Source organism: Pseudomonas sp. R1-43-08 (assembly GCF_003852255.1).
GTDB lineage: Bacteria > Pseudomonadota > Gammaproteobacteria > Pseudomonadales > Pseudomonadaceae > Aquipseudomonas.
Genome location: NZ_CP027734.1, coordinates 4,285,224 through 4,308,945, shown reverse-complemented (window position 1 = coordinate 4,308,945; position 23,722 = coordinate 4,285,224). Strand labels below are relative to the sequence as shown.

The following is a 23,722-nucleotide window of genomic DNA, read 5'->3' as shown; positions in this document are numbered from 1 at the left end:
CAAAGCTCCGCTCTTTGTAGCTGCATAGAAAAGCGGCCGGACACACTCAGGTAAAGAGGACAAGAATAATGCAACCTGATTTTTGGAATGACAAACGCGCGGCGGGTGTGCCCAACACCATCGACCTCACTGCCTATCAATCAGTGATCGAAGTCTTCGAGCGTTCCTGCAAGACCTTTGCCGACCGTCCGGCGTTCAGCAACATGGGCATTACCCTGACCTACGCCGAGCTTGAGCGCCAGAGTGCGGCGTTCGCCGGTTACCTGCAGCAGCACACCGACCTCAAGCCCGGCGAGCGCATCGCGGTGCAGATGCCCAACGTGTTGCATTACCCGATTGCGGTTTTTGGCGCACTGCGCGCCGGGCTGATTGTGGTCAATACCAACCCGTTGTACACCCCGCGTGAAATGCGCCACCAGTTCAAGGACGCCGGCGTGCGTGCGCTGGTCTACCTCAACCTGTTCGGTTCGCGGGTACAGGAGGTGTGTACCGACACCGAGATCGACTACCTGATCGAAGCCAAAATGGGCGATTTCATGCCCGCCGCCAAAGGCTGGCTGGTCAACACCCTGGTCGACAAAGTCAAGAAGATGGTCCCGGCCTACCACCTGCCGCGTGCGGTGTCGTTCAAGCGCGCCTTGCACATGGGCGCGGGCCTGGGCGTGACGCGACATCCGGTGAGCCTCGAGGACATCGCCGTGCTGCAATACACCGGTGGCACCACCGGCCAGGCCAAGGGCGCGATGCTCACCCACGGCAATCTGGTGGCGAATATGCAGCAGGCGCGGGCGTGCATGTCGCAACTGGGGGACGACGGCCATCCGCTGATCAAGGAAGGGCAGGAGGTGATGATTGCGCCGCTGCCGCTGTACCACATCTATGCGTTCACCGCGAACTGCATGTGCATGATGGTGTCCGGCAACCACAACGTGCTGATCACCAACCCGCGCGACATCGGCGGGTTTATCAAGGAACTGAAGAAGTGGCGCTTCACCGGGCTGCTGGGGCTCAACACGTTGTTTGTGGCGCTGATGGAGCATCCGGACTTCAAGAGCCTGGACTTTTCCCATCTCAAGTTGACCAATTCCGGCGGCACGGCGCTGATCAAGGCCACCGCCGAGCGTTGGCAGCAGATCACCGGGTGTGCAATCGGCGAGGGCTACGGCCTGACCGAAACTTCACCAGTAGCCAGCACCAACCCCTATGGCAATCAATCGCGGCTGGGCACAGTAGGCATTCCGGTGCCGGCCACGGCCATGAAGGTGGTCGATGATGAGGGCGCTGAGTTGCCGTTGGGCGAACGCGGCGAACTGTGCATCAAGGGCCCGCAGGTGATGAAGGGCTATTGGCAGCAGCCGGCGGCCACGGCCGAGGCGCTGGATGCCGAGGGATGGCTCAAGACCGGCGATATTGCCGTGATCGATACCGACGGCTTTATACGCATCGTCGACCGCAAGAAAGACCTGATCATCGTCTCGGGTTTTAACGTTTATCCCAATGAGATCGAAGACGTGGTGATGGCCCACCCGGCCGTGGCCAACTGCGCGGTGATCGGCGTGCCGGATGAGCGCACGGGGGAAGCGGTGAAGCTGTTTGTGGTCGCGCGTGCCGAGGGTGTGAGCCTTGAGGAGTTGAAGGCGTACTGCAAGACCAACTTCACGGGGTACAAAGTGCCCAAGCATATTGTGCTCAGGGATTCGTTGCCGATGACGCCGGTGGGGAAAATCCTGCGGCGGGAGCTGCGCGACATCGCCTGAACCGAATAGCTACAAAATGTGGGAGGGGGCTTGCACCCGATTGCGGTGTTTCAGGCACAGATGCAGTGACTGACACTCCGCCATCGGGAGCAAGCCCCCTCCCACATTGTTTTGTATTGCCCGCAAAGCCCTATTCCAGAGCCTTTCAGTGGGTTATTTTGCCTGAGTTAAAAGTGTGACCAATTATTGTAGGACAGTCGTGTTAGTGACCGTAGGGCCCTCTTTTGGCTCTAGTCGGCCCTTGGCAAAGCTGCTACTCTCGGCGCGCTTTGTGACGTCTAGGCCTGCTTGAAGCGCCAGATTCACCTTAAAAAAACATACACCAATAATAATCGCATCAAATGCGATGATGAATTCGCGTCGCTGAGGAGTGGGCTTCCATGAACGAAGACTTTTGGAAGGATAAGTACCCCGCCGGGATTGCTGCACAAATCAATCCAGACGAGTATCCGAATATTCAGGCGGTACTGAAGCAGTCCTGCCAGCGCTTCGCCAACAAACCGGCTTTCAGCAACCTGGGCAAGACCATCACCTACGGTGAACTGTACGAATTGTCCGGCGCATTCGCCGCCTACCTGCAACAGCACACCGACTTGAAGCCTGGCGACCGAATCGCCGTGCAACTGCCCAATGTCCTGCAATACCCGGTCGCCGTATTCGGCGCTATCCGTGCCGGGCTGATCGTGGTCAACACCAACCCGCTGTACACCGCGCGGGAAATGGAACACCAATTCAATGACTCCGGGGCCAAGGCCCTGGTTTGCCTGGCCAACATGGCGCACCTGGCTGAAAAAGTCGTGCCCAAGACCGCCATCAAACACGTGATCGTGACCGAAGTCGCCGACCTGCTGTCGCCGTTCAAGCGCCTGTTGATCAACAGCGTGATCAAGTACGTGAAGAAAATGGTCCCGGCCTATCATTTGCCGCAAGCGATCAAGTTCAATGACGTGCTGGCCAAGGGGCAGGGCCGGGCGGTCAGCGATGCCAACCCGGCCAGCGGCGATGTGGCGGTGCTGCAATACACCGGCGGCACCACCGGCGTGGCCAAGGGCGCGATGCTCACCCATCGCAACCTGGTCGCCAACATGCTGCAATGCAAGGCGCTGATGGGCTCCAACCTCAACGAAGGGTGCGAGATCCTGATCACGCCGCTGCCGCTGTACCACATCTATGCGTTTACCTTTCATTGCATGGCGATGATGCTGATCGGCAACCACAACATCCTGATCAGCAACCCGCGCGACCTGCCGGCGATGGTCAAGGAGCTCTCGAAGTGGAAGTTCAGCGGCTTTGTCGGCCTCAATACCCTGTTTGTCGCGCTGTGCAACAACGAAGGCTTCCGCAAGCTGGATTTCTCCGCGCTGAAGGTTACCCTTTCAGGCGGCATGGCGCTGCAGCTGGCGGCCGCCGAGCGTTGGAAGGCGGTGACCGGTTGTGGCATCTGCGAAGGGTACGGCATGACCGAGACCAGCCCGGTGGCCACGGTCAACCCGATCCAGCATATCCAGATCGGCACCATTGGCATCCCGGTGCCCTCCACCGTGTGTAAAGTGATCGCCGACGACGGCACCGAGCTGCCGCTGGGCGAAACCGGCGAGCTGTGCGTGAAGGGCCCCCAGGTCATGAAGGGCTACTGGCAGCGCCAGGACGCAACCGACGAAATGCTCGACAGCGAAGGCTGGCTGAAGACCGGCGACATCGCGATCATCCAGCCCGACGGCTACATGCGTATTGTCGACCGCAAGAAAGACATGATCCTGGTCTCGGGCTTCAACGTGTATCCCAACGAACTGGAAGACGTGCTGGCGGGCCTGCCGGGCGTGTTGCAGTGTGCGGCCATCGGCGTGCCGGATGAAAAGTCCGGGGAGCACATCAAGCTGTTCATCGTGGTAAAGCCTGGCGCCACCCTGACCAAGGAACAGGTGATGGAACACATGCGCGCCAACGTCACCGGCTACAAGGTGCCCAAGGCCGTCGAATTTCGCGATGCGCTGCCGACCACCAATGTGGGCAAGATTCTGCGGCGTGAATTGCGCGATGAAGAACTGAAGAAGCTCGGTTTCAAAAAGTAACGCACTTCAAATGTGGGAGGGGGCTTGCTCCCGATAGCGGTGGGCCAGTCGCAGATAACGTGACTGACACTTAGCTATCGGGAGCAAGCCCCCTCCCACATTTATGACTGCGTTATTACAGGGCGAACTGCGCAAAGCTGATTCCCGCACCGGCAGGGCGCACGTCCTTGAGGAACGAGTCCTTGTCGGCGCTCAGTTCCAGGGTGATTTCCGGCTTGCGCTTGCCGGCATTGCGCACCACCAACCCTTCGAGGTTCTCACGCAGGAACGCCGTTGGCACTTTCAGGTGCAGCAGTTGGTCAGTCTCGGCGTTGTGCATCAACAAGTGGATCCACTCGTACTGGCCCACGCCAATCCGCGCCACTGGCAAGTCGAACCACCAGATATTGCGTTTGGGGTCCAGGTCGGTGAAATGGCAGTTGTTGACGCCGAGTACGGCGCCGCCCAGTTCCTGGTTTCTGCGGGCGATGGCCTGTGCTTTATTGAGTTTCATAACCTTCCTACGGGATCTGTTATTCAGCGTTCGAGCCTGAATCTGCCGGGCATTCTCGTGGGTTGGCCGCAAAACATAAAGGCAAACCTGCCCCTTTCGATCAAATGCACACTTAAAAATAATTGAAACTCTGGCGCTTGGCTTCCAGTCAACCGCTACGTAGTGACCTAAAACCATTTGATTGTTATCAGGAGTAATACCATGAGCAGCACTTCCGATAAGGTAAAAGGCGTAGCTAATGAAGCCGCCGGTAACATCAAGCAAGGTGTCGGCAAGGTGACGGACAACGACAAACTGCGTGCTGAAGGCGTGATCCAGGAAAAGAAAGGCGAAGCTCAGCAGGCAGTGGGCAAGACCAAGGACGCAGTGAAAAAAGCGACCGAGTAAGACGGTCCGGCTGGCTCATCCCAGCAGCCCGACGGCCATCTACGGATGGCCGTTTTTGTATCCAAGGCTGCAACTAAAGTTTAGAAATTGTTTCAAAGTCGCCAAATGGGCTACTTTGATGTAGAAAACGGCCCCTGAGTCGCCCGCGACCTCACCCTCTTTGCGGCGAAAGGAGACGCTATGATTTTTCCGGTACTCGATGGTCTCAAGCTGCACAAGGTGCTGGTGCGCACCGTAACGGAATTCGTCGATGACGAGATGCCCACCTACGCCTCGGCTCTGGCCTACCAGATGCTGTTCTCGTTGTTTCCCTTCCTGTTGTTCCTGATTGCCCTGATCGGTTTCCTGCATCTGCCGGATTTCTTCACTTGGCTGCGCCTGCAGTCGGAGCTGGTATTGCCGCCCCAGGCACTGGAGCAGGTCAACCCGGTGATCGACCAGTTGCAGCAATCCAAGGGCGGGCTGCTCTCGGTGGGTATCGTGATCGCCCTGTGGACCGCCTCCGCTGGCGTACGCCTGATGATGAGCGCGATGAATGCGGCCTATGACGTGGTGGAGGGGCGGCCGATCTGGAAGCGTTTCCCGCTATCGATTTTCTACACCATCGGCATCGCCGGCATGCTGCTCGCCGCCGCCGCGCTGATGGTGCTCGGCCCGCAGGTGATGGAATGGCTGGCGGGGCAGATCGGTATGCAGGAATTCGTTGTCACGCTGTGGACCATCCTGCGCTGGCCGCTGATCGTGATCCTGCTGATGTTTGCCGTGGCCCTCATGTACTACGTGATGCCGGACGTCGAACAGGAGTTTCGCTTTATCACCCCCGGTTCCGTATTGGCGGTGGTGGTGTGGATCGTCGCTTCCCTCGGCTTTGGCTACTACGTTAAAACCTTCGCCGACTACAACGCCATGTACGGCAGTATCGGCGCGATCATCGTGTTGCTCTTGTACTTCTATATTTCCGCCGCCGTGCTGTTGCTTGGCGCGGAGATGAACGCCGTGATCGAACACATGTCCGCCGAAGGCAAGGACCCCGGCGAAAAAGAAATCGACGAACCGGGCCATACCGGTGAAAAACAACATGTCTCAGGCCTGGGCCGGGACCATTCCAAGCCTCTTACCGTTGAGCCTGATCAATGATCCGTGAAATCCTGAAAATGGGCGATGAACGTCTGCTGCGCATCGCCCCGCCAGTGCCGCCGGAAATGTTCGACAGCCCCGAGCTGTGGCAACTGATCGATGACATGTTCCAGACCATGGAGCACGTGGGCGGCGTCGGCCTGGCTGCGCCGCAGATCGGTGTGGACCTGCAATTGGTGATCTTTGGTTTCGAGGCCAGCGAACGCTACCCGCAGGCACCACCGGTACCGCAGACCATCCTGATCAACCCGTTGATCACACCGCTCAGCCCGGTGCTGGAAGAGGGATATGAGGGCTGCCTGTCCGTCCCCGGCCTGCGCGGCGCTGTGGACCGCTATCAGCAGATCCGCTACGAAGGTTTCGACCCCAAGGGCGAGCCGATCGTACGCTTTGCCGACGGCTTCCATGCACGGGTGGTGCAGCATGAGTGCGATCACCTGATCGGGCGGTTGTACCCGTCGCGGATTACCGACTTCAGCAAGTTCGGGTTTATCGAAGTGATGTTCCCGGAAATGGACCCAACCGCCGACGAATGACCAGCAGACTGCAACAGGTCCAAATGTGGGAGGGGGCTTGCTCCCTGTAGGAGCGAGCTTGCTCGCGAAAGATGTCAACGATAACGCGTGCTTGCTGAATGAACGCGGTGCCTGTGAGTTTTTCGCGAGCAAGCTCGCTTCTACCCACTTCTATCGGGCGCAAGCCATCAGGTTATCGAAGCCCCATCGCGATCATCGGCTTGTTGCGCTTGTAGCGCACCAGCCGTTCACTGAGCGACTGCGGCAACACGGTGTGCTGGGAAAACCCCATGTGCTGGTACAGCGTTTCAAGGTCCGGATGGCACAACAGCCAGACCTTGCCGTCCACACCCGCCACCGCCTGTTGAATCAACCGCGCCGCCAGCCCCTGGCCGCGATAAGCCGGGTCAACGAACACGCCGGTCAGCCATTGCCCACCGACCACGGGGGTCAGGCATAACCCGGCAACGATCTGCGTGTCCCTCGCCACCCACAACTGCCCGTCCTTGAGCGCCTTCATGGACGAGTTGTGGCTGCGGTAAAACTTGTTCAGCAGCGGCCATAGCGGCGCTGCCAAGCGTTCGATGTGCATGTTCAAACCAATGAAAGGGCGAGGCGGGCATTGTAGCCGTTGCCGGCAGGGCGCAAACATCGGCCTGCGAGTCCGCATATAGAGTTATAAATAGATGACTTTTTAATATTATTAATGAATAAGAGGGCTTGCTAGGATCGCTGCTTCGAAGCACCCGACATACCGTGCCCAACCGCACCCGCCGTCAAGGTCAAGGAAGCGCTCTTATGCTGAAAATAATTGCTGTCGCCGTTCTTTCGCTGGTCGCCGCAAACGCCCTGGCCGCCGATCCAGCCACGCTGCGCATTGGCTATCAGAAAAGCTCGGTGAGCATGGTGCTCGCCCGTGAACACAAGCTGTTCGAAGCCGCGCTGCCCGGCACTCAGGTGCAGTGGACCGAGTTCCTCGGTGGCCCGCCGCTGATCGAGGCGCTGAACGCCGGCAGCCTGGACATCGGCAATATCGGCGACATCCCACCCATTTTCGCCCAGGCCGCCGGTATCGAGTTGCAGTACATCGCCGTCGAGCCCAATGAGGGCAAAACCGAAGCCGTGCTGGTGCCTCAAGCCAGCCCCATTCAGAGCGTGGCCGAACTCAAGGGCAAGCGCGTGGCGCTGCTCAAGGGTTCCAGTGCGCACAACCTGTTCCTCAAGAGCCTGCTGCGCGCCGGCTTGCAGTGGAAAGATGTGAACGTGGTGTACCTGTCGCCCTCCGACGGGCGCGCCGCGTTCGAGCAAGGCAAGGTGGACGCCTGGGTGGTGTGGGACCCTTACTACTCGGCCGCCGTGGTCGACGGTGCCGCCCGCGTGTTGGGCACCGGCGAGGGCCTCAATCCGGCCGGCAGCTTCTTCGTGACCAGCAGCGCGTTTGCCCGGCAAAATCCACAGGCCATTGCCACCATCCTGCAAACCCTCGGCAAGGCGCAGCGTCTGTCCCTGGACCAACCCGAAGACAGCATCGCGCTGATGGCCAAGACCCTGGGCCTGCAACCGGCGGTGGTCAAACGCTACTTCGAGCACCGCTCGCCCGAGCCGATCCGGCCGCTGCAGGCGGTCGACATCGCCAATCAGCAACGCACCGCCGATTTGTTTTTCGCCAATGGCTTGATCCCGAAAAAGGTTGATGTGCAGCAGGTTGTGTTCAAAGGTCCATAAGCCCTGGGGCGAGGGAGCGGCTCCCTCGCCACTACTTGATTACCTGACCGCTCATGGATTTTCCGCTGCCAGGGCCGCAACCACAGTGGGCCGCTTGCCCACCCGTTGTTGAAATGCCACCAACGCCGGCCATTCATTCAGCTCAATCCCATGAACCGCAGCCCAACGCAGCACCACAAACAGATACGCATCCGCTACCGAATACTGCGCGCCCAGCAAATAATCCTGTTGCTCCAACGTTTGCACCAGCACCGCAAAACGTTTGAATAATGTGGCCTGGAACAGGGCCCGCACCTCGCCCTGGATTGCCCTGTTGAAAAAGACCGCCAGCCCGCCATGCACTTCGGTGGCGATGAAATTCAACCACTCTTGCAAGCGCACGCGCTCCCAGCTGCCGTTGGCCGGGGCCAGATGGGCATCGGGCTTCAGGTCGGCGAGGTATTGCAGGATCGCGCTGGCTTCGGTCAACACCTGGCCGTTGTCCAGTTGCAGTGCTGCGACGTAACCCTTGGGGTTGATCTGCATGAAGTCCTTGCCGTCGGCCGTGGTCTTGGCCTGGTTATCCACGCGCACCAGGTCGAAGGGCAAGGCCAATTCCTGCAGCACGATATGGGGGGCGAGCGAGCAGGCATTCGGGGAGAAATACAGTTTCATGGAGGGTTTCTGTGTGGGATTTGCACCAGTCTCGCGGGCATGGCACCGTGGGTAAAATTAAAGCTTCATACCCCACCCATAAGGACAGCTACTGCCATGATGAACTTGATGCATTGGCGCCTGCTGGTGGCGGTGGCCGATCACGGCAGCATCACCGCCGCTGCCGAACGGGTGGGCATGACCCAGTCCGCCGCCAGCCAGGCCATGGCATCCATGGAGATCGCGTTGGGGGTGCAACTGTTCACCCGCGAGCCGCGCAAGACCTTGCCCACTGCCTTGGGGGTGAGTGTGATCGAACAGGCGCGGGTGATGCTCGGTGCCTTGCAGGCGATACGCTGCCGCGTGGAGGAAGCCCGACCCATGCTGCGTGGGAACCTGCGCATCGCGTGTTTCCCTCAGGTACTGGCGAAGTTTCTGAGCCCCAGGTTGCAGCGTTTTGCGCAGTTGTATCCGGGCATTGAGGTCACCACCCTTGAGGTCACCGACGACGAAGTGCATGCCTTGCTCGACGCCGACCTGGTCGACCTGGGCGTGGTGCTCAACCCAGAACCCGAGCGCAACCCCACGCTATTGGGGCGGGACATTTGGCTGGCGGTGGTGCCAGCCCGGCACGCGCTGGCGCAGCAGGTCACGGTGACCCTTGCGCAGTTGCTGGAGCAGCCCTTCGTGCTTGCCACCGGCGGCTGCAGCGTAAACGCCCGCAGCCTGAGTGCCGACGCCGGACTGACGCTGCGCGATGTGCGTGCCGAAGTGCGTGAATGGAGCAGCGCTTTCAGCCTGGTACGCGAGGATGTCGGCGTGACCCTGGTGCCGGAAACGACCCTGCCGGCCCAGTGCCAGGGCCTGCGCGTGCTGCCCCTGAGCGTGCCGATACACCGCGAGTTCGCCCTGGTCGGCTCGCCAAACCGCTCATCTTCTGCGGCCGCCGATGCGTTGCTGGCAATGCTGGCTGATAACTGAAAACGCCGCTGACCTGATGTGAAAGAAATTCAAAATGTGGGAGGGGGCTTGCTCCCGATGGCGGTGGATCAGTCAATGAATCGGTGGCTGATACGCTGCTATCGGGGGCAAGCCCCCTCCCACATTTTTTGTTCAACGGTGTGGCTTAGATTGCTGCCAGGGTGTCTTTCACTGCCTGGGCCTGTGGAGCAGCCGCCTTCGCCGCTACCTGCTGCTGTTGCTGCTCCTTTAAACGCTCAGCCACTTGTCTGGCAATCGCGTCTTGTTTTTCCTGCGGCAGGGCCTGCACTTGCTCTTCTGTCATCCCCTGCTCCTTGAGCAACTGCTCGCGGATGCGCTCGGCCGGGGATTTGCTCATGTATTCGCTGAGTTCAGCCCGCGCCCCGGAGGTCGTCGCTGTGGCTTGCAACTGCACGCGGGTCTTGGCGAAGGCCTCGTCGATGCGATCGCTCGCCTTGTCCAGGTCCTTCTGGGCGGCCGGCACCGTCACGCTTTGCTGCGCCGTTTGCAGGGCGCCGCTGTACAGCGCGCTGGCAGCGGCGTTGGCCGGGTCCATGTCGGAGCGCTTGAGCTGTTGGACGGTCGACGCGGCTTGGATGTCGTTGTTAACCAGCATGATCGGTCACCTGGGGGAATGTTCGGTGTGACAGCTGGAGCAATTAGCATGCCGGGCACGACGTGCCCGCTTTTATTGGGGGGCAAGCCGCCGTCGCGGCAAACACTGTCCTGTCGACGGCCAACCCTTGCCATCAGTGGGCGATATTCTCCAGTGCCAGGTTGCGCGTTCGCGGCCCGAACCAACTGATGGTGATCATCACAATCAACATGCTGCTCGCGATAAACGCCAGCACGCCCGGTGTGCCCAGGTGTTCGAGGATAAAACCGATCAGCAGGCTGCTGAACACCGTGGACAAGCGGCTGAACGAGTAGCAGAACCCTACCGCCCGCGCACGGATATTGGTGGGGAACAATTCGCTCTGATACGAGTGATAGCTGAAGCTCAGCCAGGCGTTGCAGAAGGTGATCATCACCCCACAGAAGATCAGCCCCACCGCCGTGGTTTGCACAGCGAACAGGCTGCCGAAGATCACCGCACCCAAGGCCGAGCCGACAATCTGCCACTTGTTCTCAAAACGGTTGGCGACCTTCACGAACAGCAGCGGGCCCAGCGGATAGGCGAGCGTGATGATAAAGGCGTAGAGCAGACTATGGGTTACGCTGACGCCCTGGCCCGACAGCAAGGCGGGCAACCAGTTGCCAAAACCGAAGAAACCGATGGCCTGGAACACGTGGAACACGATCAGCATCAAGGCGCGACGGCGGTAGGGCGGTTGCCAGATATCGGCGAAACGGCCGCTGCCCTGCACGCTGACAGCCTCGGGTTCCGGCGCATCCAGAGGCTTGCCGTGATCCTTCAGGCAGCGCGCTTCAAGGGTGTCCATGATCGTGCCGGCTTCCTCGAAACGACCTTTCTGCGCCAGCCAGCGCGGTGATTCCGGCAGGCGCTTGCGCAGTTGCCAGATAAACAACGCAAAGACTGCACTGCTGAGCACCACCCAGCGCCAACCGGAAATCCCGAACGGCGCCTGGGGCACCAGCCACCATGACATCAGCGCCACCGCAGGCACCGACAGGAACTGGATGAAAAACGCAAAGGCAAACGCCGAACTGCGCATGCGCTTGGGCACCAGTTCCGACAGATAGGCGTCGATCGTAACCAGTTCAATACCCAGTCCGATGCCCACCAGAAAGCGCATGCAGATAATGCCCAGGGCGGACGTCTGGATGCCCATCAGCACCGTGGCGACGGTGTACCAGATCAGCGCAAAGGTGAAGATTGCCCGGCGCCCGAACCGATCGGCGATGGGGCTCAGCAGGCTGGCGCCAAGGAACAGGCCGAGGAAGGTGGCCGAGGCGAACGCGGCCTGGTCGGAAAAGCCAAACACGCCCTCGCTGCCCGTGTGGAAAATCCCGTCGCTGATCAGGCCTGGGCTGATATAGGCCGTCTGGAACAGGTCATACAGCTCGAAAAAACCGCCGACCGACAGCAATGCCACCAGGCGCCAGATGCTGGCGACGGCGGGCAAGCGGTCGATACGTGCGCTGATGTGGGCGGCGCGGGTCGGGTCGATGCCGTCAGTGGTAGAGCGTGCAGGCATGGGTCAGAACACTCAGTAAGTGATGGGGATTTCAAAGACCTGGAACGCATCATCCACCGGTTGGTAACCCAACACTCGTGTGGTTTCGCTCAGGTCCAGGCGCTTGAAGCGATTATTGGAAATGCCATGGGCGACCAGGTGTTTCACATCGCGGGTGTCCACCGCGCACTGCAGCAGTTGCACCGCATCGCGCGGGCTGAGCCACGCGCTGAGATCGCGGGCGTTGTTCAGGTCTGCGTGCTGGGGAAACTCAAACGCGCCAATGCGCACGGCGATGGTCGAGAGCGGGGTTTTGGCCGCGTAATAGCCACACAGCGCCTCACCGTAGCATTTGGTCACGCCATACAGGTTGGCCGGCATCACATGCATGTCGGGGGTGATCTCACGGTCTACCGGATAACCTTCGACAGCTTGCGCGCTGCTGGCATATACCAGGCGCTGCACGCCAGCGGCCACGGCGGCCTCGAACAGGTAGGTGGTGGCGAGGATATTATTGGGCAGCAGCTCCTCGAACGACGCATCGGGGTCCGGGATACCCGCGAGGTGTACAACCACCTCGATGTTTTCGAGCAGGCTGGCGAGGACGGATTTGTCGCTCAGGTCAGCGTGCACGAAGCGGTGTTCGCCGAGCGCGAAGTCCGGCTCGACACGGTCGGTCAAGGTGAAGCGGTAGCGGTCTTTCGACGCCTCGAAAAAGGTCTTGCCGATTTTGCCGCAGGCGCCGGTCAGCAGTACGTTGAGTCCGTTCATGGTGTGTCCTTGTTCAATTGTGGCCGTCGAGCGCGAAGGTCTTGAAGCCTGCATGCTGCCCGCCGAGTCGTTGATAATACGCCGCGATGGCGGGGTAGGGCGGACGCTCCATGGGCGTCACCTGCCAGCGGTGCACCGAGAGGCCGATCAGGATATCGGCGAGGGTGAATTCATCGCCCGCTACGTAAGCGCCGGTCTTGGCCAACTGTTGTTCCAGAATGCCCATCACGCTGTTCCAGCGTTGCACGGCGGCAGCAATCTGTGTTGCGTCCAGGCCGTCGGGATTGTTACGCACCAGCGCGGTGAACGCATCGCCCCAGGCACGGTTGAGTTCGACCGCTTGCCAGTCGATCCATAGTTCGACGCGCGCCCGTGGCGCGGGCTCGACGGGCAGCAGGTCAGTACGTTGATAGAGGCCGACCAGGTAGCGGCAGATGGTATTGGATTCCCACAGCACGCCATGGTCGTCGATCAGCACCGGCACCTGGGCATTGGGGTTCAAGGCGAGAAATTCGGGGGATTGGGTGGGCTTGAAGCCGATGCCCCAGTCTTCACGCACGTAGTCGATACCCAGTTCCTGGCAGGTCCACAGTACTTTTCGTACGTTAATGGAGGAGGCGCGGCCCAAGATTTTCAGTGAATGTCCCATGGTGCTTCCTTGGCGATGACAAGGGGTTTAATTTAGCAGAGGCATGGGGTGGGGGGGCGAGGTTCTTGTCAGGCGTTGGCGTTAAGAGCTCTCTGGCAAGCGAAGGGCCCTTAGCGCGTCAAATGAATAAAAATACTTCTTCAACGTGAAGGGCCAGTCAGGTTAACAACACCGTTCGTTATCTTCATTTCCGGTTCACCGTCCATGCCTGGCGCGTTGAAGCTAAACGTCCCCTCCAATAGCGAGTTGGCGAAATCAACACTGGATAGCGTGAAGGTTCCACTCTCCGCATAGTAGTTCCATCCAAATTCCGTGTAACTATGATAATAATAGGCAAACACTTTCTCGCCTTGCCCAATGTTGAAAGTACCACAGGAGATATCTTTATCCAGGTAGATGAATACAACTCGACCCCTTGATCTGTCGTGGCCAACGACTACAAATCGGGTAGCGCTCGCGTCTTGAAGAGTCACTGACTCTGAGGTGAATGGGAGGGGGGTAATCGATATATTGCAGCCGATCACACCTTTGGCGAACAGCGTTTTCTTGGAGGTGAGCGAGTACATGGCAAGATCCTTTTCAGTGAAAATCAAGTGTCAGGAGATATCCTTGACGATGTACTTATAAGGCGCCCACCGGCGCTTGCCTACTGTCAAAGTTGACAGGTAAGGGGAGGAAAAACAGCCATGTTTAGCATGGGGGGCAGCCCCCTCCCACATTTTGACCGAGTAGGGACTTAAGCGCGTGGTGTGTGTTGGTCCATGGCCTTGCCCACCAGCAAGACGCTCAGCTCGCTCAATTGGTGGATGGCCAGGGCTACGTCGCGTTGCTTGCCAGTGAGGTCATCGGACAGGTCGAGCAGCAAGGTGCTGACGGAGCACACGGTTTCGTAGCTGTTGATCAGTAGGGTTTCGGTAGAAATATCGGGGAAGACGGTGAAGAGGGTGTTTGGCGGCGTGTCGATTTCTTTGAACATTGCAATGCTCCTGGTTTAGGAGGTCCAAAAATGGGCTACTAAACCCGATCACCGAGAAATTCAGCGACCGGCAAACCTTAAAGACCGCCACCCCGTCACACAAGCCGGCGGATTCTGACGTAACCGTAGGTAATGGAGCAAGGCACTTGGCGTGATGTCAGCCGCTTCCTACAGCCTTCCTACGTGCCCGTGATCGTTCCTACGCCCTGCTTGGTACAGATCATGTGAGCGCCTTACGAACAACGACATCTGGGCATAGAAAATCAATGTGATAGCCATTAGTACCATCGCCAACAGCCACATGAACGCCACTGACGCCCTCGTTCATCTGAGAGTTAATGCTGAAATCTATAATGGGCGCAATCGCCTGATTTACGCCTATGGCGAATTCGGTGAGGTGCGCTCCTCTTTTTCCCGCCGCGCGTTTAATCAGGTCGGCATAATCTCGGTTGTCTACCGTGAATGACGTGACCTTATTTCCTTCGACCTTCAGGCTGGCCTGTTTTGAAGCAACTTCACCGATCAGTGTAGTGAGTGAGTTTGTGATGTCAGGAGGCGCGCTTTGTGCTTTTCTCAGAACGGTCAGAATTCCACTCACTCGGAACTCTCCATTGACCGTGAAGGGGCAAGCCGTTTGGGGCTTCATATGAGCAAGGTGGACTTCGAAAAACTCGGCGGCTGAGTGAACGAAGTTATCCTGTAAATCTCCGTCGAGCATTGCATAGGACACCGCGCTGGATAAAACGTTTACAGTCGATTGGGTTGAAGGTCCTGTCAGGGTAAGGGGGGACTTACAGTTAATCAGTTCTAAGGCTTTTCGCTGCTCCATGAGCGCTTGTGTAATGTCGCTTTTTAGAAAGCACTCTAAGCTATATAGTGCATTGTTGATTGTGTTTTCAAAAACATGTATAGGGAAAAATACACAGCGCTTTTTAGCGGTGAGCCTAGCTAGGTAAAATGTCTTTTTTGCAGCGCAGTCACTAAACGAAAACACCAGGCTATTTTGGTCCAGTGACTGAGCTTGCATAATATTTTTTGTCGTAAAGTGCTGAAGACTACAGTACTCAAGAAACTGTGGTGAGTCGGAAGTGATCACAAGGTTTCCTTTGTCCAGCAATATGGTTTTGGGCGCTATCATGGGGTGGGCTCCTACATGCGAAGGCGCCAAAGCCTAAGCCTTGGCGCTTCAGTGCTTCAATTAAGGCCACGACAGCGGTGGCCAGGTAAACGCTTCTGAATCAGGCGTTTTGCGATTGAGCTGTTGTTCGTTCAATTGATCTAAGGTTTTCATTTTGCCTCCTACCTTATTGATCCGGTTCTGTTTGTAAGCACCCCGTTGGGCGGGGTGAAGACATTAGCTCTCCAAAGGGGGCAGATTGAAAGTATTGAATGATGGTTTTTATATGTATTTATTTTAAGTCAGAGGTTTTTATGATTTTTTACGAAGTCTGTAAGTAACGTCTGTACGTAGCATCTGAAAATATAGTTTCTCATTGTCTGGCTGTTGCGCTCGTAAAGTTTCAAGGCGTAGTTTTTGTACTTCTGGCTTTTACGGTGCAGGAGATGCAGATATGTATCCAAGCAGAAAAGTTATAAGTGCCGCCGAACTGAAACGAGCCCTGACATTAGAGGATCTCACCGACCCCAGCCCCGAGCCGCACGCAGTGCGACTATTACTTGATCAAATTCTCCAAGGCCTGACCTCGCGTCATTGGCCTGACCCTCAGTGGCTGCAAGGGCCGCGTGTGGTTTCGGCCCACGATAACTACGGCCTGCTCGGCTACGACACCCGCGAAATTACCCTGGGCAGTGCCCACACCCGGTGGGTTGATGACACCAGCCTGCTGCGTACTCAAACCACCAGTTTGATTCCGGCAGCATTACAGCGGGCCAGTGAAAACCGCCAGCCTGGGCAGATGAGGCTGTTGGCGGCGCCCGGCATGACATTTCGACGTGATAGCCGTGATCGCTGGCATTGTGCGGAACCGCATCAGATGGACCTGTGGGTACTGGGCGAGCCGCAGCTTGCTGAACGGGATCAGCTATTGCGCCTGGTGGCAGACATCCTGGACATTGCAGTGCCCGCCATGGAATGGGTGTTCTCGGACAGCCCGCACCATTACACCGAAGGTGGTATCGAGGTGAACTTGATTCTAGATGGAGAACCAATCGAGGTGTTGGAGTGCGGCTGCATCGCCCGGTCGTTACTTGAACGCTTGAATATCGATCCGCACCACCACGGTGGCTTGGCTTTGGGGATGGGCCTGGATCGTTTGACCATGCTGCGCAAGGGCATTCCGGATATTCGACTCCTGCGTGATACCCATCCCCGCGTCAGGGCGCAAATGTTTGACTTGAAACCGTGGCAGCCGATTTCTCGATTGCCTTCGATTACCCGAGACATTTCTCTTGCGGTGACGCCGGGGCAAAGCGAAGAAGTAATCACTGAGAAGATGCTGCTCGCCGCAGGTGAGGACGCAGCGTGGGTGGAGGAAATGCAGATCAAGGGGCGCTGGTCTCGAGATGAGTTGCCAGCGCAAGCAATCGCTCGCCTGGGGTTGTTGCCTGGGCAAGAGAACATCCTGCTTCGTATCGTGTTACGCGATTGCTCGCGATCCATCGGTTCGCGGGAGGCCAACGCGCTATACGAGCGTATCCAGGCGGCGTTGCACGAAGGCGCGGAGGGCGGCGGCTACAGGCTTCCTCCGTCCGACTAAGCGCGAGCCTTCACGTACTCTCCCGCACCTGCAACTCAAACCCCATATCCACCACCGGCTTGGCGATCCTGTTACCCGCCATGATCGTCAGCAAGTGCTCCGCCGCACGCCGGCCGATGGCTTCGCGGGGCGTGCTGATGCTGCTCAGGCGCGGCACCATGAAGGAGGATGCGGGCAAGTCGTTAAAGCCCAACACCGCTACGCGCTCCGGGATATTGATGCCGTGGCGCATGGCTTCGAGCAGGGCGCCCTGGGCCAGGTCGTCGTTGCCAAAGAAAACGGCGTCTACATCCGGATGGGCGGCGAGCAGTTGCAAAAACAGTTCGCCACCCAGGCCCACGGAGGAGGGGCGCGGTGTCAGCAGCTCCAGCGCCGGGTCGTAGAGGCCGGCCTGTTGCAGGGCGCGGCGGAACCCCTCACCCCGCAGCAGGGTGCGCTGGTCCAGCTGCGCGCCGATATAGGCCAGGCGCTTGCGCCCACGGGAGAGCAGATGCGCTGCAGCCGTTTCCCCGGCCGCCAACTGCGAGAAGCCTACGCAGTTCACGCCAGCGTTGGGGTCCAGGTCCATCATGTACACGCAGGGCACGTTGCTGGCCTCGACCATCCGTCGCGCGCTTTCGGTGCGGTCGAACCCGGTCAGCAGCAAACCTCGAGGCTGGTAGGCCATATAGTTGCGCAGCAGGTTTTCTTCTTCGTCGCGCGAATAATGGGAATTGCCGATCAGCACTTCAAAGCCCTTGGGGCGCAGCACCTGATGAATGGCTTCCAATGTTTCAATAAACAGCAGGTTGGACAAGGACGGCACCAGCACCACCACCGAATGGCTCTGGGCCGACGCCAGCGCACGGGCAGCGGGGTTGACCACGTAGTTGAGTTCGGCGGCGGCTTGCTGGACTTTTTCCACCAGTTCGGCGGCGACGGTGCTGATACCGCGCAGGGCGCGGGAGGCGGTGATCGGGCTGACGCCGGCCAGACGGGCAACTTCATTCAATGTGGGGCGACCGGTGGTACGGGTATTTTTATCGTTCTTAGAGGTCATCAGGCGGCTTGCCAAACAAAAATCGAGGCACTAAGGTAGCGCTGTCTCCAAACGGCTGCAAATGCTTGAACGTTGGGTTGCCTGATCCCGTTCAAATGATTGGAGCGGATGCACGCGTCACTCCATAAAAAAAGACAAGACGGCGCGGGAAAAGCCTGTTTTTGCACTAGCCTTACGCTGTGCAAAGGTAGCGCTATCTGCGTCCTGAGGTGTTTATGAGTCAACCTGTTACTGCCCTGGTCATCATGGGTGTTGCCGGCTGTGGCAAAACCAGCGTCAGCGAGGCCCTGTGCCGTCTGAACGGCGCCACCGCCATTGAAGGCGACAGCTTTCACCCCGCCGCGAACATCGAAAAGATGAGCGCCGGCCACCCCCTCAACGACGACGACCGCGCCGGCTGGCTCGACATCCTCTGCGATGAACTGCGCCGTTCGCTCAAGGCCGGGGAGCATCCGGTGCTCACCTGTTCGGCCCTGAAAAGGAAATACCGCGATCACCTGCGCGAAGCCGCGCCGGGCCTGGGCTTTGTATTCCTGGAGCTGACCCGTGAAGTGGCCGCCGACCGCGTGTCCCATCGCCCCGGCCATTTCATGCCGGCCAGCCTGATCGACAGCCAGTTCGCCACTCTTGAATCGCCCAAGGGCGAGCCGCTGACCCTGGCTCTCAACGCCAGCGAAGACAGCGTCGAGGAGCTGGCCGAGCAGACCAACACCTGGTGGCTCGAGCACGGCTTTGAACCTAATCAGTAATTTTTTGCCGGAAAGATAGCGCTATCCCCGGCAGGAAGTTCAACACCCGCTTTAATAACAACAACAAACAGGAGAGACCCCCCATGTTTGGCATGTCCCACGAGTCATACCTGCTGCTAGACGCAGTAGTCACTATCATCGGGTTGATCGTTCTGATCACCAAGTTCAAGGTGCACCCGTTCATTGCACTGATCATCGCGGCCGGTTTCCTCGGCCTGACCTCGGGCATGCCCGTGGACAAGATCATCAAGGCGTTCCAGGACGGGTTCGGCGGTGTGCTCGGCTTTGTCGGCATCATCCTCGCGCTGGGTACCATGCTCGGCAAGATGATGGCCGAGTCCGGCGGCGCCGATCAGATCGCCCAGACGTTGATCCGCGCCTTTGGCAAGGACAAGGTCCAGTGGGCCATGATGTTCGCCGCGTTCCTGGTGGGCATCCCGCTGTTCTTCGAGATTGGCTTTGTGCTGCTGATCCCGCTGGTGTTTATCGTTGCACGTCGCACCGGTGTATCGCTGATCAAGATCGGCATTCCGCTGCTCGCCGGCCTGTCGGCGGTGCACGGCCTGGTGCCGCCGCACCCGGGCCCGCTGCTGGCCATCGGCGTGTTTGGCGCGGACATCGGCAAGACCATCCTGTATGGCCTGATCGTCGCACTGCCAACCGCCATTATTGCCGGCCCGATCTTCGGCACGTTCATCGCCAAGTACATTCCGGGCAACCCGTCCCAGGAACTGGTGGATCAACTGGCCCGCGAGACCGATAACAAATCGCTGCCAAGCTTCGGCATCACCCTGGTCACCGTGCTGCTGCCGGTGTTTTTGATGCTGCTCAAAACCTTCGCCGACATTGCGTTCGCCGAAGGCAACGTGGTGCGCAACTGGATGGACATGATCGGTCACCCGATCACTGCCCTGTTGCTGGCGTTGCTGCTGTCGCTGTACACCTTCGGCCATCGCCAGGGCATCCATTCCAAGCAGATCCTCAAACTGCTCGACGCCAGCCTTGCGCCGACCGCCGCGATCATCCTGATCATCGGCGCCGGTGGCGGCTTCAAGCAGATGCTGGTGACCAGCGGCGTGGGCGACGTGATCGGCCACATGGCGGTGAACGCACAGATCAACCCGATCCTGCTGGCGTGGCTGGTGGCGGCGGTGATTCGCGTGGCCACAGGCTCCGCAACCGTGGCAACCATTACCGGCGCGGGCATCGTGGTGCCGGTGGTGGGCATGATCCCAGGGGTTAACCGCGAGCTGCTGGTGCTGGCGACGGGGGCGGGTTCGTTGATCCTGTCGCACGTTAACGACGCGGGGTTCTGGTTGGTGAAGCAGTACTTCAACATGACCGTGGCCGAGACATTCAAGACCTGGACGGCGATGGAGACCATCCTGTCGGTGGTGGCGCTGATCTTCATCATGTTGCTGTCGTTGGTGGTGTAAGCCACACCACCACAGCAGATATGGGAACCCAATCCAATGTGGGAGGGGGCTTGCCCCCGATAGCAGGGTGTCAGCCACTGCATGTGGTGGCTGATTCACCGCGATCGGGAGCAAGCCCCCTCCCACTTTTTGACCGAGTCAGACGCCGGGTTTTGCTACCAGCCCGTCCGCCCGGAACATCCCGCGAATTCCCCGCACCGCCTGGCGAATCCGGTCCTGGTTCTCGATCAGCGCAAAGCGCACGTGATCGTCACCATACTCACCAAAGCCAATCCCCGGCGATACACACACCTTCGCCTCAAGCAGCAGTTTCTTGGCAAACTCCAGCGAGCCCATGGCGGCATACTGCTCGGGAATCTTGGCCCAGACATACATCGACGCCTTCGGATTTTCCACCATCCAGCCCAGCTCATGCAGACCCTTTACCAGCACGTTACGGCGCTGACGATACTGCTCGGCAATGTCTTTCACACACTGCTGGTCACCTTCCAGCGCCGCAATCGCCGCGACTTGCAGCGGGGTGAAGGTGCCGTAGTCGTGGTAACTCTTGATCCGCGCCAGGGCGTTGACCAGTTCCGGGTTGCCCACCATGAAGCCGATACGCCAGCCGGCCATGTTGTAGCTCTTGGACAGGGTGAAAAACTCCACCGCAATGTCCTTGGCGCCGGGCACTTGCATGATCGACGGGGCTTTCCAGCCGTCGTAGACGATGTCGGCGTAGGCCAGGTCATGCACCACCAGCACGTCGTACTGCTTGGCCAGGGCGATCACGCGCTCGAAGAAATCCAGCTCCACGCACTGCGCGGTGGGGTTGGACGGGAAGCCGAGGATCATCATTTTCGGCTTGGGGATCGAGCCGCGAATCGCCCGCTCAAGCTCGGCGAAGAAATCCACGCCGGGCACCAGCGGCACCGAGCGCACCTGGGCGCCGGCAATCACCGCACCGTAAATGTGAATCGGGTAGCTGGGGTTGGGCACCAGCACGGTATCGCCCTGGTCCAGGGTGGCCAGCATCAAGTGCGCCAGGCCTTCTTTGGAACCGATGGTGACGATGGCTTCCGACTCGGGGTCGATGTCCACCTCATAACGATCTTTGTACCAACGCGAAATCGCCCGGCGCAGGCGCGGAATGCCTTTGGACGTGGAGTAGCCGTGGGTGTCTTCACGCTGGGCGACGGTGACCATTTTCTCCACGATGTGCGGGGGCGTGGCGCCGTCGGGGTTACCCATGCTCAAGTCGATGATGTCTTCGCCGCGCCGACGCGCAGCCATCTTCAGCTCGGCAGTGATATTGAACACGTAGGGGGGGAGTCGATCTATGCGCGCAAAGCGGCGCGGCGAACCTTGGTCTGCCATTGTTGCCTCGAGGTACGTAAGCGCCCGGAACCGTCCGAGCGACGTCGGCCACTGCGGTGGCCTGCGGGCAGACAATACGGTCGATGATGGCCAGTTGTCCAGATGCGTAGGAAAAATTTCCACATGGAGCGCGACGCGGATATGCCCCTATACTCGATGCGGGTTTGTTCCCTCATAAGAAGGAGACTGTTCGTATGGATCAGCAGACAAAACAACCGTTGGAGCCACGCATGGAAGCCGGCAAGGCCATGGTGATCGCCGGCGTTCAGGGGCGCTATTCGAAGGCTACCGTGGGCGATATCCCCAATCTGTGGGAGTTGTTCGACACGTGCATCAAGGACATCAAAAAGCGCGTCGGCGGCGTGACGTATGGTGTTTGCCATAACCCCAAGCACGGCGAATTCGACTACATGGCCGGTGTTGAAGTCCCGACCAAGGGCGATGTGCCGAGCAATTTCCAGTTCATCGAAATTGCGCCGCTCAATTACGCCGTGTTCACGCATTACGGGCCTGTGCGGGCGCTGGAACAGACGTACGAGCGCATCATGTTCGAATGGCTGCCGCATTCGGGCTACAAGGTGATGGGCGCGGATTTCGAGCGCTACAGTGCGGACTTTGACGGGAAAAAGGGCACCGGGACGGTGGAAATCTGGCTGCCGGTTGGACAGAAAGCCTGAGAGCCAGAACCGGGGGCGACTCAGCCCCCGAAGCTATTTTGATAACCTTGAGCGGATTGACGTATGGCGCTCGCCACCTCAGGTGCCAACCGGCAGTAGTCATCTTCGCGTTTGAGCACTATTTCAAGGGTCTGCAACAGCGCCTGGATACGCTCCTCGGGATGTTCGACTTCGCAGGTTCTGGCAAATTCGAGGATGCCCAGGCGCGAGGCGAATAACGATTTATTTCCGCCCAGGTCCAATGCCAGTGAGTCTTCCGGGATGTAAGCGGTGGTGTTTACGATGTCGTAGGCCGGTGCCAACCGCGTATCTGATTTCACCGGATTGCTATAGAGCACGCCGAAATTCTTCAGATGGGCATCGCCATTACCCACGATGCAACTCAGCGCTACGCTATCGAACAATTGGTCCAGCGAACTGCGTTGATGCGCCGGGGCGCAGAACACGCGTACAGCCTTGGCTATGGCGGCGTAACTCTTGGTGTACTTTTGCTCGGCGGACAGGCCCATCAGCGCGGTCATGTCTTCGAAGCCCAGTGGGTTGAGCTGTGCGTCCCGATCGAAGCGCCGCATGATGAACAGCTTATGGTTGCGGGACAGATAAAACGGCGGTACGGGCAGGCCCGCGTCTCGGGCAATGGACATGCACAGGTATTCATTGATGGCCAACCCCGGAAACTCGTCGCGCCCGCTTTTAATGATCAGATCGTCGGTTTTCGAGGTGAATTTCTGTTCGGGCGTTTGTGGTTTTTCCGGCACCAATACTTTGGGTTGCACACCGGATATACCTGCTCGCAGGATGTAGCGATCCACCAGCTCGACGAACAGATCTTCCGCGCCGTCCCACGCAAGAATTTCGTCGAGATTTTCTCCGGTTGTGTGGGGGCTGTTGCGATGGATCAGCTCGTTCACCTGTTCAGAAGATACGAAAACCCGACCGATTGGCGCGCTGCTTCCCGAGAGCGCCAACAGCAACATCGGGTCGACCTTCACCGTTTTGGCGAGGCGATTGCGCAGTTGCTCCAGCACGTAGCCTTCGGGCAAATTCATCTGAAAGATAGGGTGCAGGTCCCGGCGACGGTATTCTTCCGTGCGGACGGGCATCGACAGGCTGATTGCGCTGTCGGCTTTTGCGTTATCGCTATACCGGAACAAATAGTCTTGAGCACCGACCAGCACGCTGCCGCTGTCCCCTTGAGGCGTATGAACGCGTAGCGTGGGGCTATTCATTGAACAAGTCCTCCAGTTCCTCCAGGGTCGGCAAGGTCACAGGCACCAATTTGAATTCGTTGCCCAAGGCGGCGACCACCCGAGCATAGGCATTCATCGAGACCGAGAGGCTGCCTTTTTCGATTTCGATCAGCTTTTGCCGGGTAATTCCCGCCAACTTCGCCAGATCCACCTGCTTATATCCGCGATTCAAGCGCATGGTGCGCAGCTGGACGCCGAGTCGTTGAGTAATTACAGAAGTGTCCATGTCGCGTATACATTACTTTGCTGTTGTTAAGTTATGTA

At 58.7% G+C, this 23,722-nt stretch carries 25 protein-coding genes; 11 read left to right on the top strand and 14 right to left on the bottom strand.

Going from position 1 to position 23,722, the window contains the following annotated elements; translation table 11 throughout:
* Window positions 1-68: 68 nt before the first annotated feature.
* The gene (fadD2, locus tag C4J87_RS19740) at window positions 69-1,757 is read left to right on the top strand and encodes a long-chain-fatty-acid--CoA ligase FadD2 (protein WP_124368111.1); all 1,689 of its coding nucleotides are present in this window, start codon (window positions 69-71) and stop codon (window positions 1,755-1,757) included.
* Window positions 1,758-2,137: 380 nt separating this feature from the next.
* On the top strand, window positions 2,138-3,829 hold the full coding sequence (gene fadD1, locus C4J87_RS19735) for a long-chain-fatty-acid--CoA ligase FadD1 (RefSeq protein WP_124368110.1): 1,692 nt from the start codon (window positions 2,138-2,140) through the stop codon (window positions 3,827-3,829).
* Between the two features lie 115 nt (window positions 3,830-3,944).
* Here the strand turns inward: fadD1 and C4J87_RS19730 are convergent, their stop codons facing one another.
* Window positions 3,945-4,322 carry a hypothetical protein gene (locus tag C4J87_RS19730; protein ID WP_124368109.1) on the bottom strand — a complete coding sequence of 126 codons (378 nt, stop codon included), beginning with the start codon at window positions 4,320-4,322 and terminating at the stop codon, window positions 3,945-3,947.
* A gap of 201 nt (window positions 4,323-4,523) precedes the next feature.
* Here C4J87_RS19730 and C4J87_RS19725 point away from each other — a divergent pair, with 201 nt between their 5' ends.
* From C4J87_RS19725 to def, 3 genes are all read left to right on the top strand, one after another.
* Window positions 4,524-4,709, top strand: coding sequence for a CsbD family protein (locus tag C4J87_RS19725; RefSeq protein WP_124368108.1), 186 nt, complete (start codon window positions 4,524-4,526; stop codon window positions 4,707-4,709).
* Window positions 4,710-4,889: 180 nt separating this feature from the next.
* Window positions 4,890-5,846 carry a YihY/virulence factor BrkB family protein gene (locus tag C4J87_RS19720; protein ID WP_124368107.1) on the top strand — a complete coding sequence of 319 codons (957 nt, stop codon included), beginning with the start codon at window positions 4,890-4,892 and terminating at the stop codon, window positions 5,844-5,846.
* Window positions 5,843-6,382 (top strand): peptide deformylase, encoded by a 540-nt coding sequence (gene def / locus C4J87_RS19715; protein ID WP_124368106.1) that lies wholly within the window; start codon window positions 5,843-5,845, stop codon window positions 6,380-6,382. The genes C4J87_RS19720 and def overlap by 4 nt, the downstream gene beginning before the upstream one ends.
* Before the next feature lie 172 nt (window positions 6,383-6,554).
* Here the strand turns inward: def and C4J87_RS19710 are convergent, their stop codons facing one another.
* Window positions 6,555-6,953 (bottom strand): GNAT family N-acetyltransferase, encoded by a 399-nt coding sequence (locus tag C4J87_RS19710; RefSeq protein ID WP_124368105.1) that lies wholly within the window; start codon window positions 6,951-6,953, stop codon window positions 6,555-6,557.
* A 206-nt stretch (window positions 6,954-7,159) separates the two neighbouring features.
* Between C4J87_RS19710 and C4J87_RS19705 the strand changes: the two genes are divergently transcribed.
* Complete coding sequence (locus C4J87_RS19705; RefSeq protein ID WP_124368104.1) at window positions 7,160-8,086, top strand: aliphatic sulfonate ABC transporter substrate-binding protein; 927 nt, start codon at window positions 7,160-7,162, stop codon at window positions 8,084-8,086.
* A 51-nt stretch (window positions 8,087-8,137) separates the two neighbouring features.
* On the opposite strand, the gene gstA is transcribed toward C4J87_RS19705, so the two are convergent.
* A complete protein-coding gene (gene gstA, locus C4J87_RS19700) occupies window positions 8,138-8,740 on the bottom strand; it encodes a glutathione transferase GstA (protein ID WP_124368103.1) in 603 nt (200 codons plus the stop codon).
* 96 nt (window positions 8,741-8,836) lie between these two features.
* Between gstA and C4J87_RS19695 the strand changes: the two genes are divergently transcribed.
* On the top strand, window positions 8,837-9,700 hold the full coding sequence (locus C4J87_RS19695) for a LysR family transcriptional regulator (protein ID WP_124368102.1): 864 nt from the start codon (window positions 8,837-8,839) through the stop codon (window positions 9,698-9,700).
* Between the two features lie 145 nt (window positions 9,701-9,845).
* Here the strand turns inward: C4J87_RS19695 and C4J87_RS19690 are convergent, their stop codons facing one another.
* The 7 genes from C4J87_RS19690 to C4J87_RS19660 all read right to left on the bottom strand — a co-directional run bounded on the left by C4J87_RS19690 (window position 9,846) and on the right by C4J87_RS19660 (window position 15,372).
* A complete protein-coding gene (locus C4J87_RS19690; protein ID WP_124368101.1) occupies window positions 9,846-10,316 on the bottom strand; it encodes a hypothetical protein in 471 nt (156 codons plus the stop codon).
* A 133-nt stretch (window positions 10,317-10,449) separates the two neighbouring features.
* Window positions 10,450-11,859, bottom strand: a complete 1,410-nt coding sequence (locus C4J87_RS19685; protein WP_124368100.1) for an MFS transporter — start codon at window positions 11,857-11,859, stop codon at window positions 10,450-10,452.
* Between the two features lie 12 nt (window positions 11,860-11,871).
* The gene (locus C4J87_RS19680) at window positions 11,872-12,609 is read right to left on the bottom strand and encodes an NAD(P)-dependent oxidoreductase (RefSeq protein WP_124368099.1); all 738 of its coding nucleotides are present in this window, start codon (window positions 12,607-12,609) and stop codon (window positions 11,872-11,874) included.
* 13 nt (window positions 12,610-12,622) lie between these two features.
* Complete coding sequence (locus C4J87_RS19675) at window positions 12,623-13,258, bottom strand: glutathione S-transferase family protein (protein ID WP_124368098.1); 636 nt, start codon at window positions 13,256-13,258, stop codon at window positions 12,623-12,625.
* Window positions 13,259-13,398: 140 nt separating this feature from the next.
* Window positions 13,399-13,824: a DUF6252 family protein gene (locus tag C4J87_RS19670; protein WP_124368097.1), complete on the bottom strand. Its 426-nt coding sequence runs from the start codon at window positions 13,822-13,824 to the stop codon at window positions 13,399-13,401.
* 170 nt (window positions 13,825-13,994) lie between these two features.
* Window positions 13,995-14,234 carry a DUF6124 family protein gene (locus C4J87_RS19665; protein ID WP_124368096.1) on the bottom strand — a complete coding sequence of 80 codons (240 nt, stop codon included), beginning with the start codon at window positions 14,232-14,234 and terminating at the stop codon, window positions 13,995-13,997.
* Between the two features lie 220 nt (window positions 14,235-14,454).
* A complete protein-coding gene (locus tag C4J87_RS19660) occupies window positions 14,455-15,372 on the bottom strand; it encodes a hypothetical protein (RefSeq protein WP_124368095.1) in 918 nt (305 codons plus the stop codon).
* Window positions 15,373-15,805: 433 nt separating this feature from the next.
* Between C4J87_RS19660 and C4J87_RS19655 the strand changes: the two genes are divergently transcribed.
* On the top strand, window positions 15,806-16,951 hold the full coding sequence (locus C4J87_RS19655; protein WP_124368094.1) for a hypothetical protein: 1,146 nt from the start codon (window positions 15,806-15,808) through the stop codon (window positions 16,949-16,951).
* A gap of 10 nt (window positions 16,952-16,961) precedes the next feature.
* On the opposite strand, the gene C4J87_RS19650 is transcribed toward C4J87_RS19655, so the two are convergent.
* A complete protein-coding gene (locus C4J87_RS19650) occupies window positions 16,962-17,993 on the bottom strand; it encodes a LacI family DNA-binding transcriptional regulator (protein WP_164487690.1) in 1,032 nt (343 codons plus the stop codon).
* Window positions 17,994-18,205: 212 nt separating this feature from the next.
* Between C4J87_RS19650 and C4J87_RS19645 the strand changes: the two genes are divergently transcribed.
* Both C4J87_RS19645 and C4J87_RS19640 read left to right on the top strand, forming a co-directional pair.
* Window positions 18,206-18,739 (top strand): gluconokinase, encoded by a 534-nt coding sequence (locus tag C4J87_RS19645; RefSeq protein ID WP_124368092.1) that lies wholly within the window; start codon window positions 18,206-18,208, stop codon window positions 18,737-18,739.
* A gap of 83 nt (window positions 18,740-18,822) precedes the next feature.
* A complete protein-coding gene (locus tag C4J87_RS19640) occupies window positions 18,823-20,175 on the top strand; it encodes a GntP family permease (RefSeq protein ID WP_124368091.1) in 1,353 nt (450 codons plus the stop codon).
* 138 nt (window positions 20,176-20,313) lie between these two features.
* On the opposite strand, the gene alaC is transcribed toward C4J87_RS19640, so the two are convergent.
* Window positions 20,314-21,531, bottom strand: a complete 1,218-nt coding sequence (gene alaC, locus C4J87_RS19635) for an alanine transaminase (protein ID WP_124364091.1) — start codon at window positions 21,529-21,531, stop codon at window positions 20,314-20,316.
* A 194-nt stretch (window positions 21,532-21,725) separates the two neighbouring features.
* On the opposite strand from alaC, the gene C4J87_RS19630 reads away from it, so the two are divergent.
* Window positions 21,726-22,208, top strand: coding sequence for a GyrI-like domain-containing protein (locus C4J87_RS19630; protein WP_124364090.1), 483 nt, complete (start codon window positions 21,726-21,728; stop codon window positions 22,206-22,208).
* A 20-nt stretch (window positions 22,209-22,228) separates the two neighbouring features.
* On the opposite strand, the gene C4J87_RS19625 is transcribed toward C4J87_RS19630, so the two are convergent.
* Together C4J87_RS19625 and C4J87_RS19620 are read right to left on the bottom strand one after the other, a co-directional pair.
* The gene (locus C4J87_RS19625) at window positions 22,229-23,437 is read right to left on the bottom strand and encodes a type II toxin-antitoxin system HipA family toxin (protein ID WP_124368090.1); all 1,209 of its coding nucleotides are present in this window, start codon (window positions 23,435-23,437) and stop codon (window positions 22,229-22,231) included.
* Complete coding sequence (locus C4J87_RS19620; RefSeq protein ID WP_124368089.1) at window positions 23,430-23,684, bottom strand: helix-turn-helix domain-containing protein; 255 nt, start codon at window positions 23,682-23,684, stop codon at window positions 23,430-23,432. The genes C4J87_RS19625 and C4J87_RS19620 overlap by 8 nt, the downstream gene beginning before the upstream one ends.
* Window positions 23,685-23,722: the final 38 nt, after the last annotated feature.

Excerpts from the sequence above, each read along its gene's own strand:
- C4J87_RS19665 (WP_124368096.1), bottom strand. The coding sequence starts at position 14,234 with ATGTTCAAAGAAATCGACACGCCGCCAAACACCCTCTTCACCGTCTTC.
- C4J87_RS19670 (WP_124368097.1), bottom strand. The coding sequence starts at position 13,824 with ATGTACTCGCTCACCTCCAAGAAAACGCTGTTCGCCAAAGGTGTGATC.
- fadD1 (WP_124368110.1), top strand. The coding sequence starts at position 2,138 with ATGAACGAAGACTTTTGGAAGGATAAGTACCCCGCCGGGATTGCTGCA.
- C4J87_RS19725 (WP_124368108.1), top strand. The coding sequence starts at position 4,524 with ATGAGCAGCACTTCCGATAAGGTAAAAGGCGTAGCTAATGAAGCCGCC.
- C4J87_RS19730 (WP_124368109.1), bottom strand. The coding sequence starts at position 4,322 with ATGAAACTCAATAAAGCACAGGCCATCGCCCGCAGAAACCAGGAACTG.
- fadD2 (WP_124368111.1), top strand. The coding sequence starts at position 69 with ATGCAACCTGATTTTTGGAATGACAAACGCGCGGCGGGTGTGCCCAAC.
- gstA (WP_124368103.1), bottom strand. The coding sequence starts at position 8,740 with ATGAAACTGTATTTCTCCCCGAATGCCTGCTCGCTCGCCCCCCATATC.
- C4J87_RS19675 (WP_124368098.1), bottom strand. The coding sequence starts at position 13,258 with ATGGGACATTCACTGAAAATCTTGGGCCGCGCCTCCTCCATTAACGTA.
- C4J87_RS19655 (WP_124368094.1), top strand. The coding sequence starts at position 15,806 with ATGTATCCAAGCAGAAAAGTTATAAGTGCCGCCGAACTGAAACGAGCC.
- C4J87_RS19680 (WP_124368099.1), bottom strand. The coding sequence starts at position 12,609 with ATGAACGGACTCAACGTACTGCTGACCGGCGCCTGCGGCAAAATCGGC.
- C4J87_RS19710 (WP_124368105.1), bottom strand. The coding sequence starts at position 6,953 with ATGCACATCGAACGCTTGGCAGCGCCGCTATGGCCGCTGCTGAACAAG.
- C4J87_RS19625 (WP_124368090.1), bottom strand. The coding sequence starts at position 23,437 with ATGAATAGCCCCACGCTACGCGTTCATACGCCTCAAGGGGACAGCGGC.
- C4J87_RS19705 (WP_124368104.1), top strand. The coding sequence starts at position 7,160 with ATGCTGAAAATAATTGCTGTCGCCGTTCTTTCGCTGGTCGCCGCAAAC.
- C4J87_RS19645 (WP_124368092.1), top strand. The coding sequence starts at position 18,206 with ATGAGTCAACCTGTTACTGCCCTGGTCATCATGGGTGTTGCCGGCTGT.
- C4J87_RS19720 (WP_124368107.1), top strand. The coding sequence starts at position 4,890 with ATGATTTTTCCGGTACTCGATGGTCTCAAGCTGCACAAGGTGCTGGTG.
- C4J87_RS19695 (WP_124368102.1), top strand. The coding sequence starts at position 8,837 with ATGATGAACTTGATGCATTGGCGCCTGCTGGTGGCGGTGGCCGATCAC.
- C4J87_RS19630 (WP_124364090.1), top strand. The coding sequence starts at position 21,726 with ATGGATCAGCAGACAAAACAACCGTTGGAGCCACGCATGGAAGCCGGC.
- alaC (WP_124364091.1), bottom strand. The coding sequence starts at position 21,531 with ATGGCAGACCAAGGTTCGCCGCGCCGCTTTGCGCGCATAGATCGACTC.
- C4J87_RS19660 (WP_124368095.1), bottom strand. The coding sequence starts at position 15,372 with ATGATAGCGCCCAAAACCATATTGCTGGACAAAGGAAACCTTGTGATC.
- C4J87_RS19690 (WP_124368101.1), bottom strand. The coding sequence starts at position 10,316 with ATGCTGGTTAACAACGACATCCAAGCCGCGTCGACCGTCCAACAGCTC.
- C4J87_RS19685 (WP_124368100.1), bottom strand. The coding sequence starts at position 11,859 with ATGCCTGCACGCTCTACCACTGACGGCATCGACCCGACCCGCGCCGCC.
- def (WP_124368106.1), top strand. The coding sequence starts at position 5,843 with ATGATCCGTGAAATCCTGAAAATGGGCGATGAACGTCTGCTGCGCATC.
- C4J87_RS19640 (WP_124368091.1), top strand. The coding sequence starts at position 18,823 with ATGTTTGGCATGTCCCACGAGTCATACCTGCTGCTAGACGCAGTAGTC.
- C4J87_RS19620 (WP_124368089.1), bottom strand. The coding sequence starts at position 23,684 with ATGGACACTTCTGTAATTACTCAACGACTCGGCGTCCAGCTGCGCACC.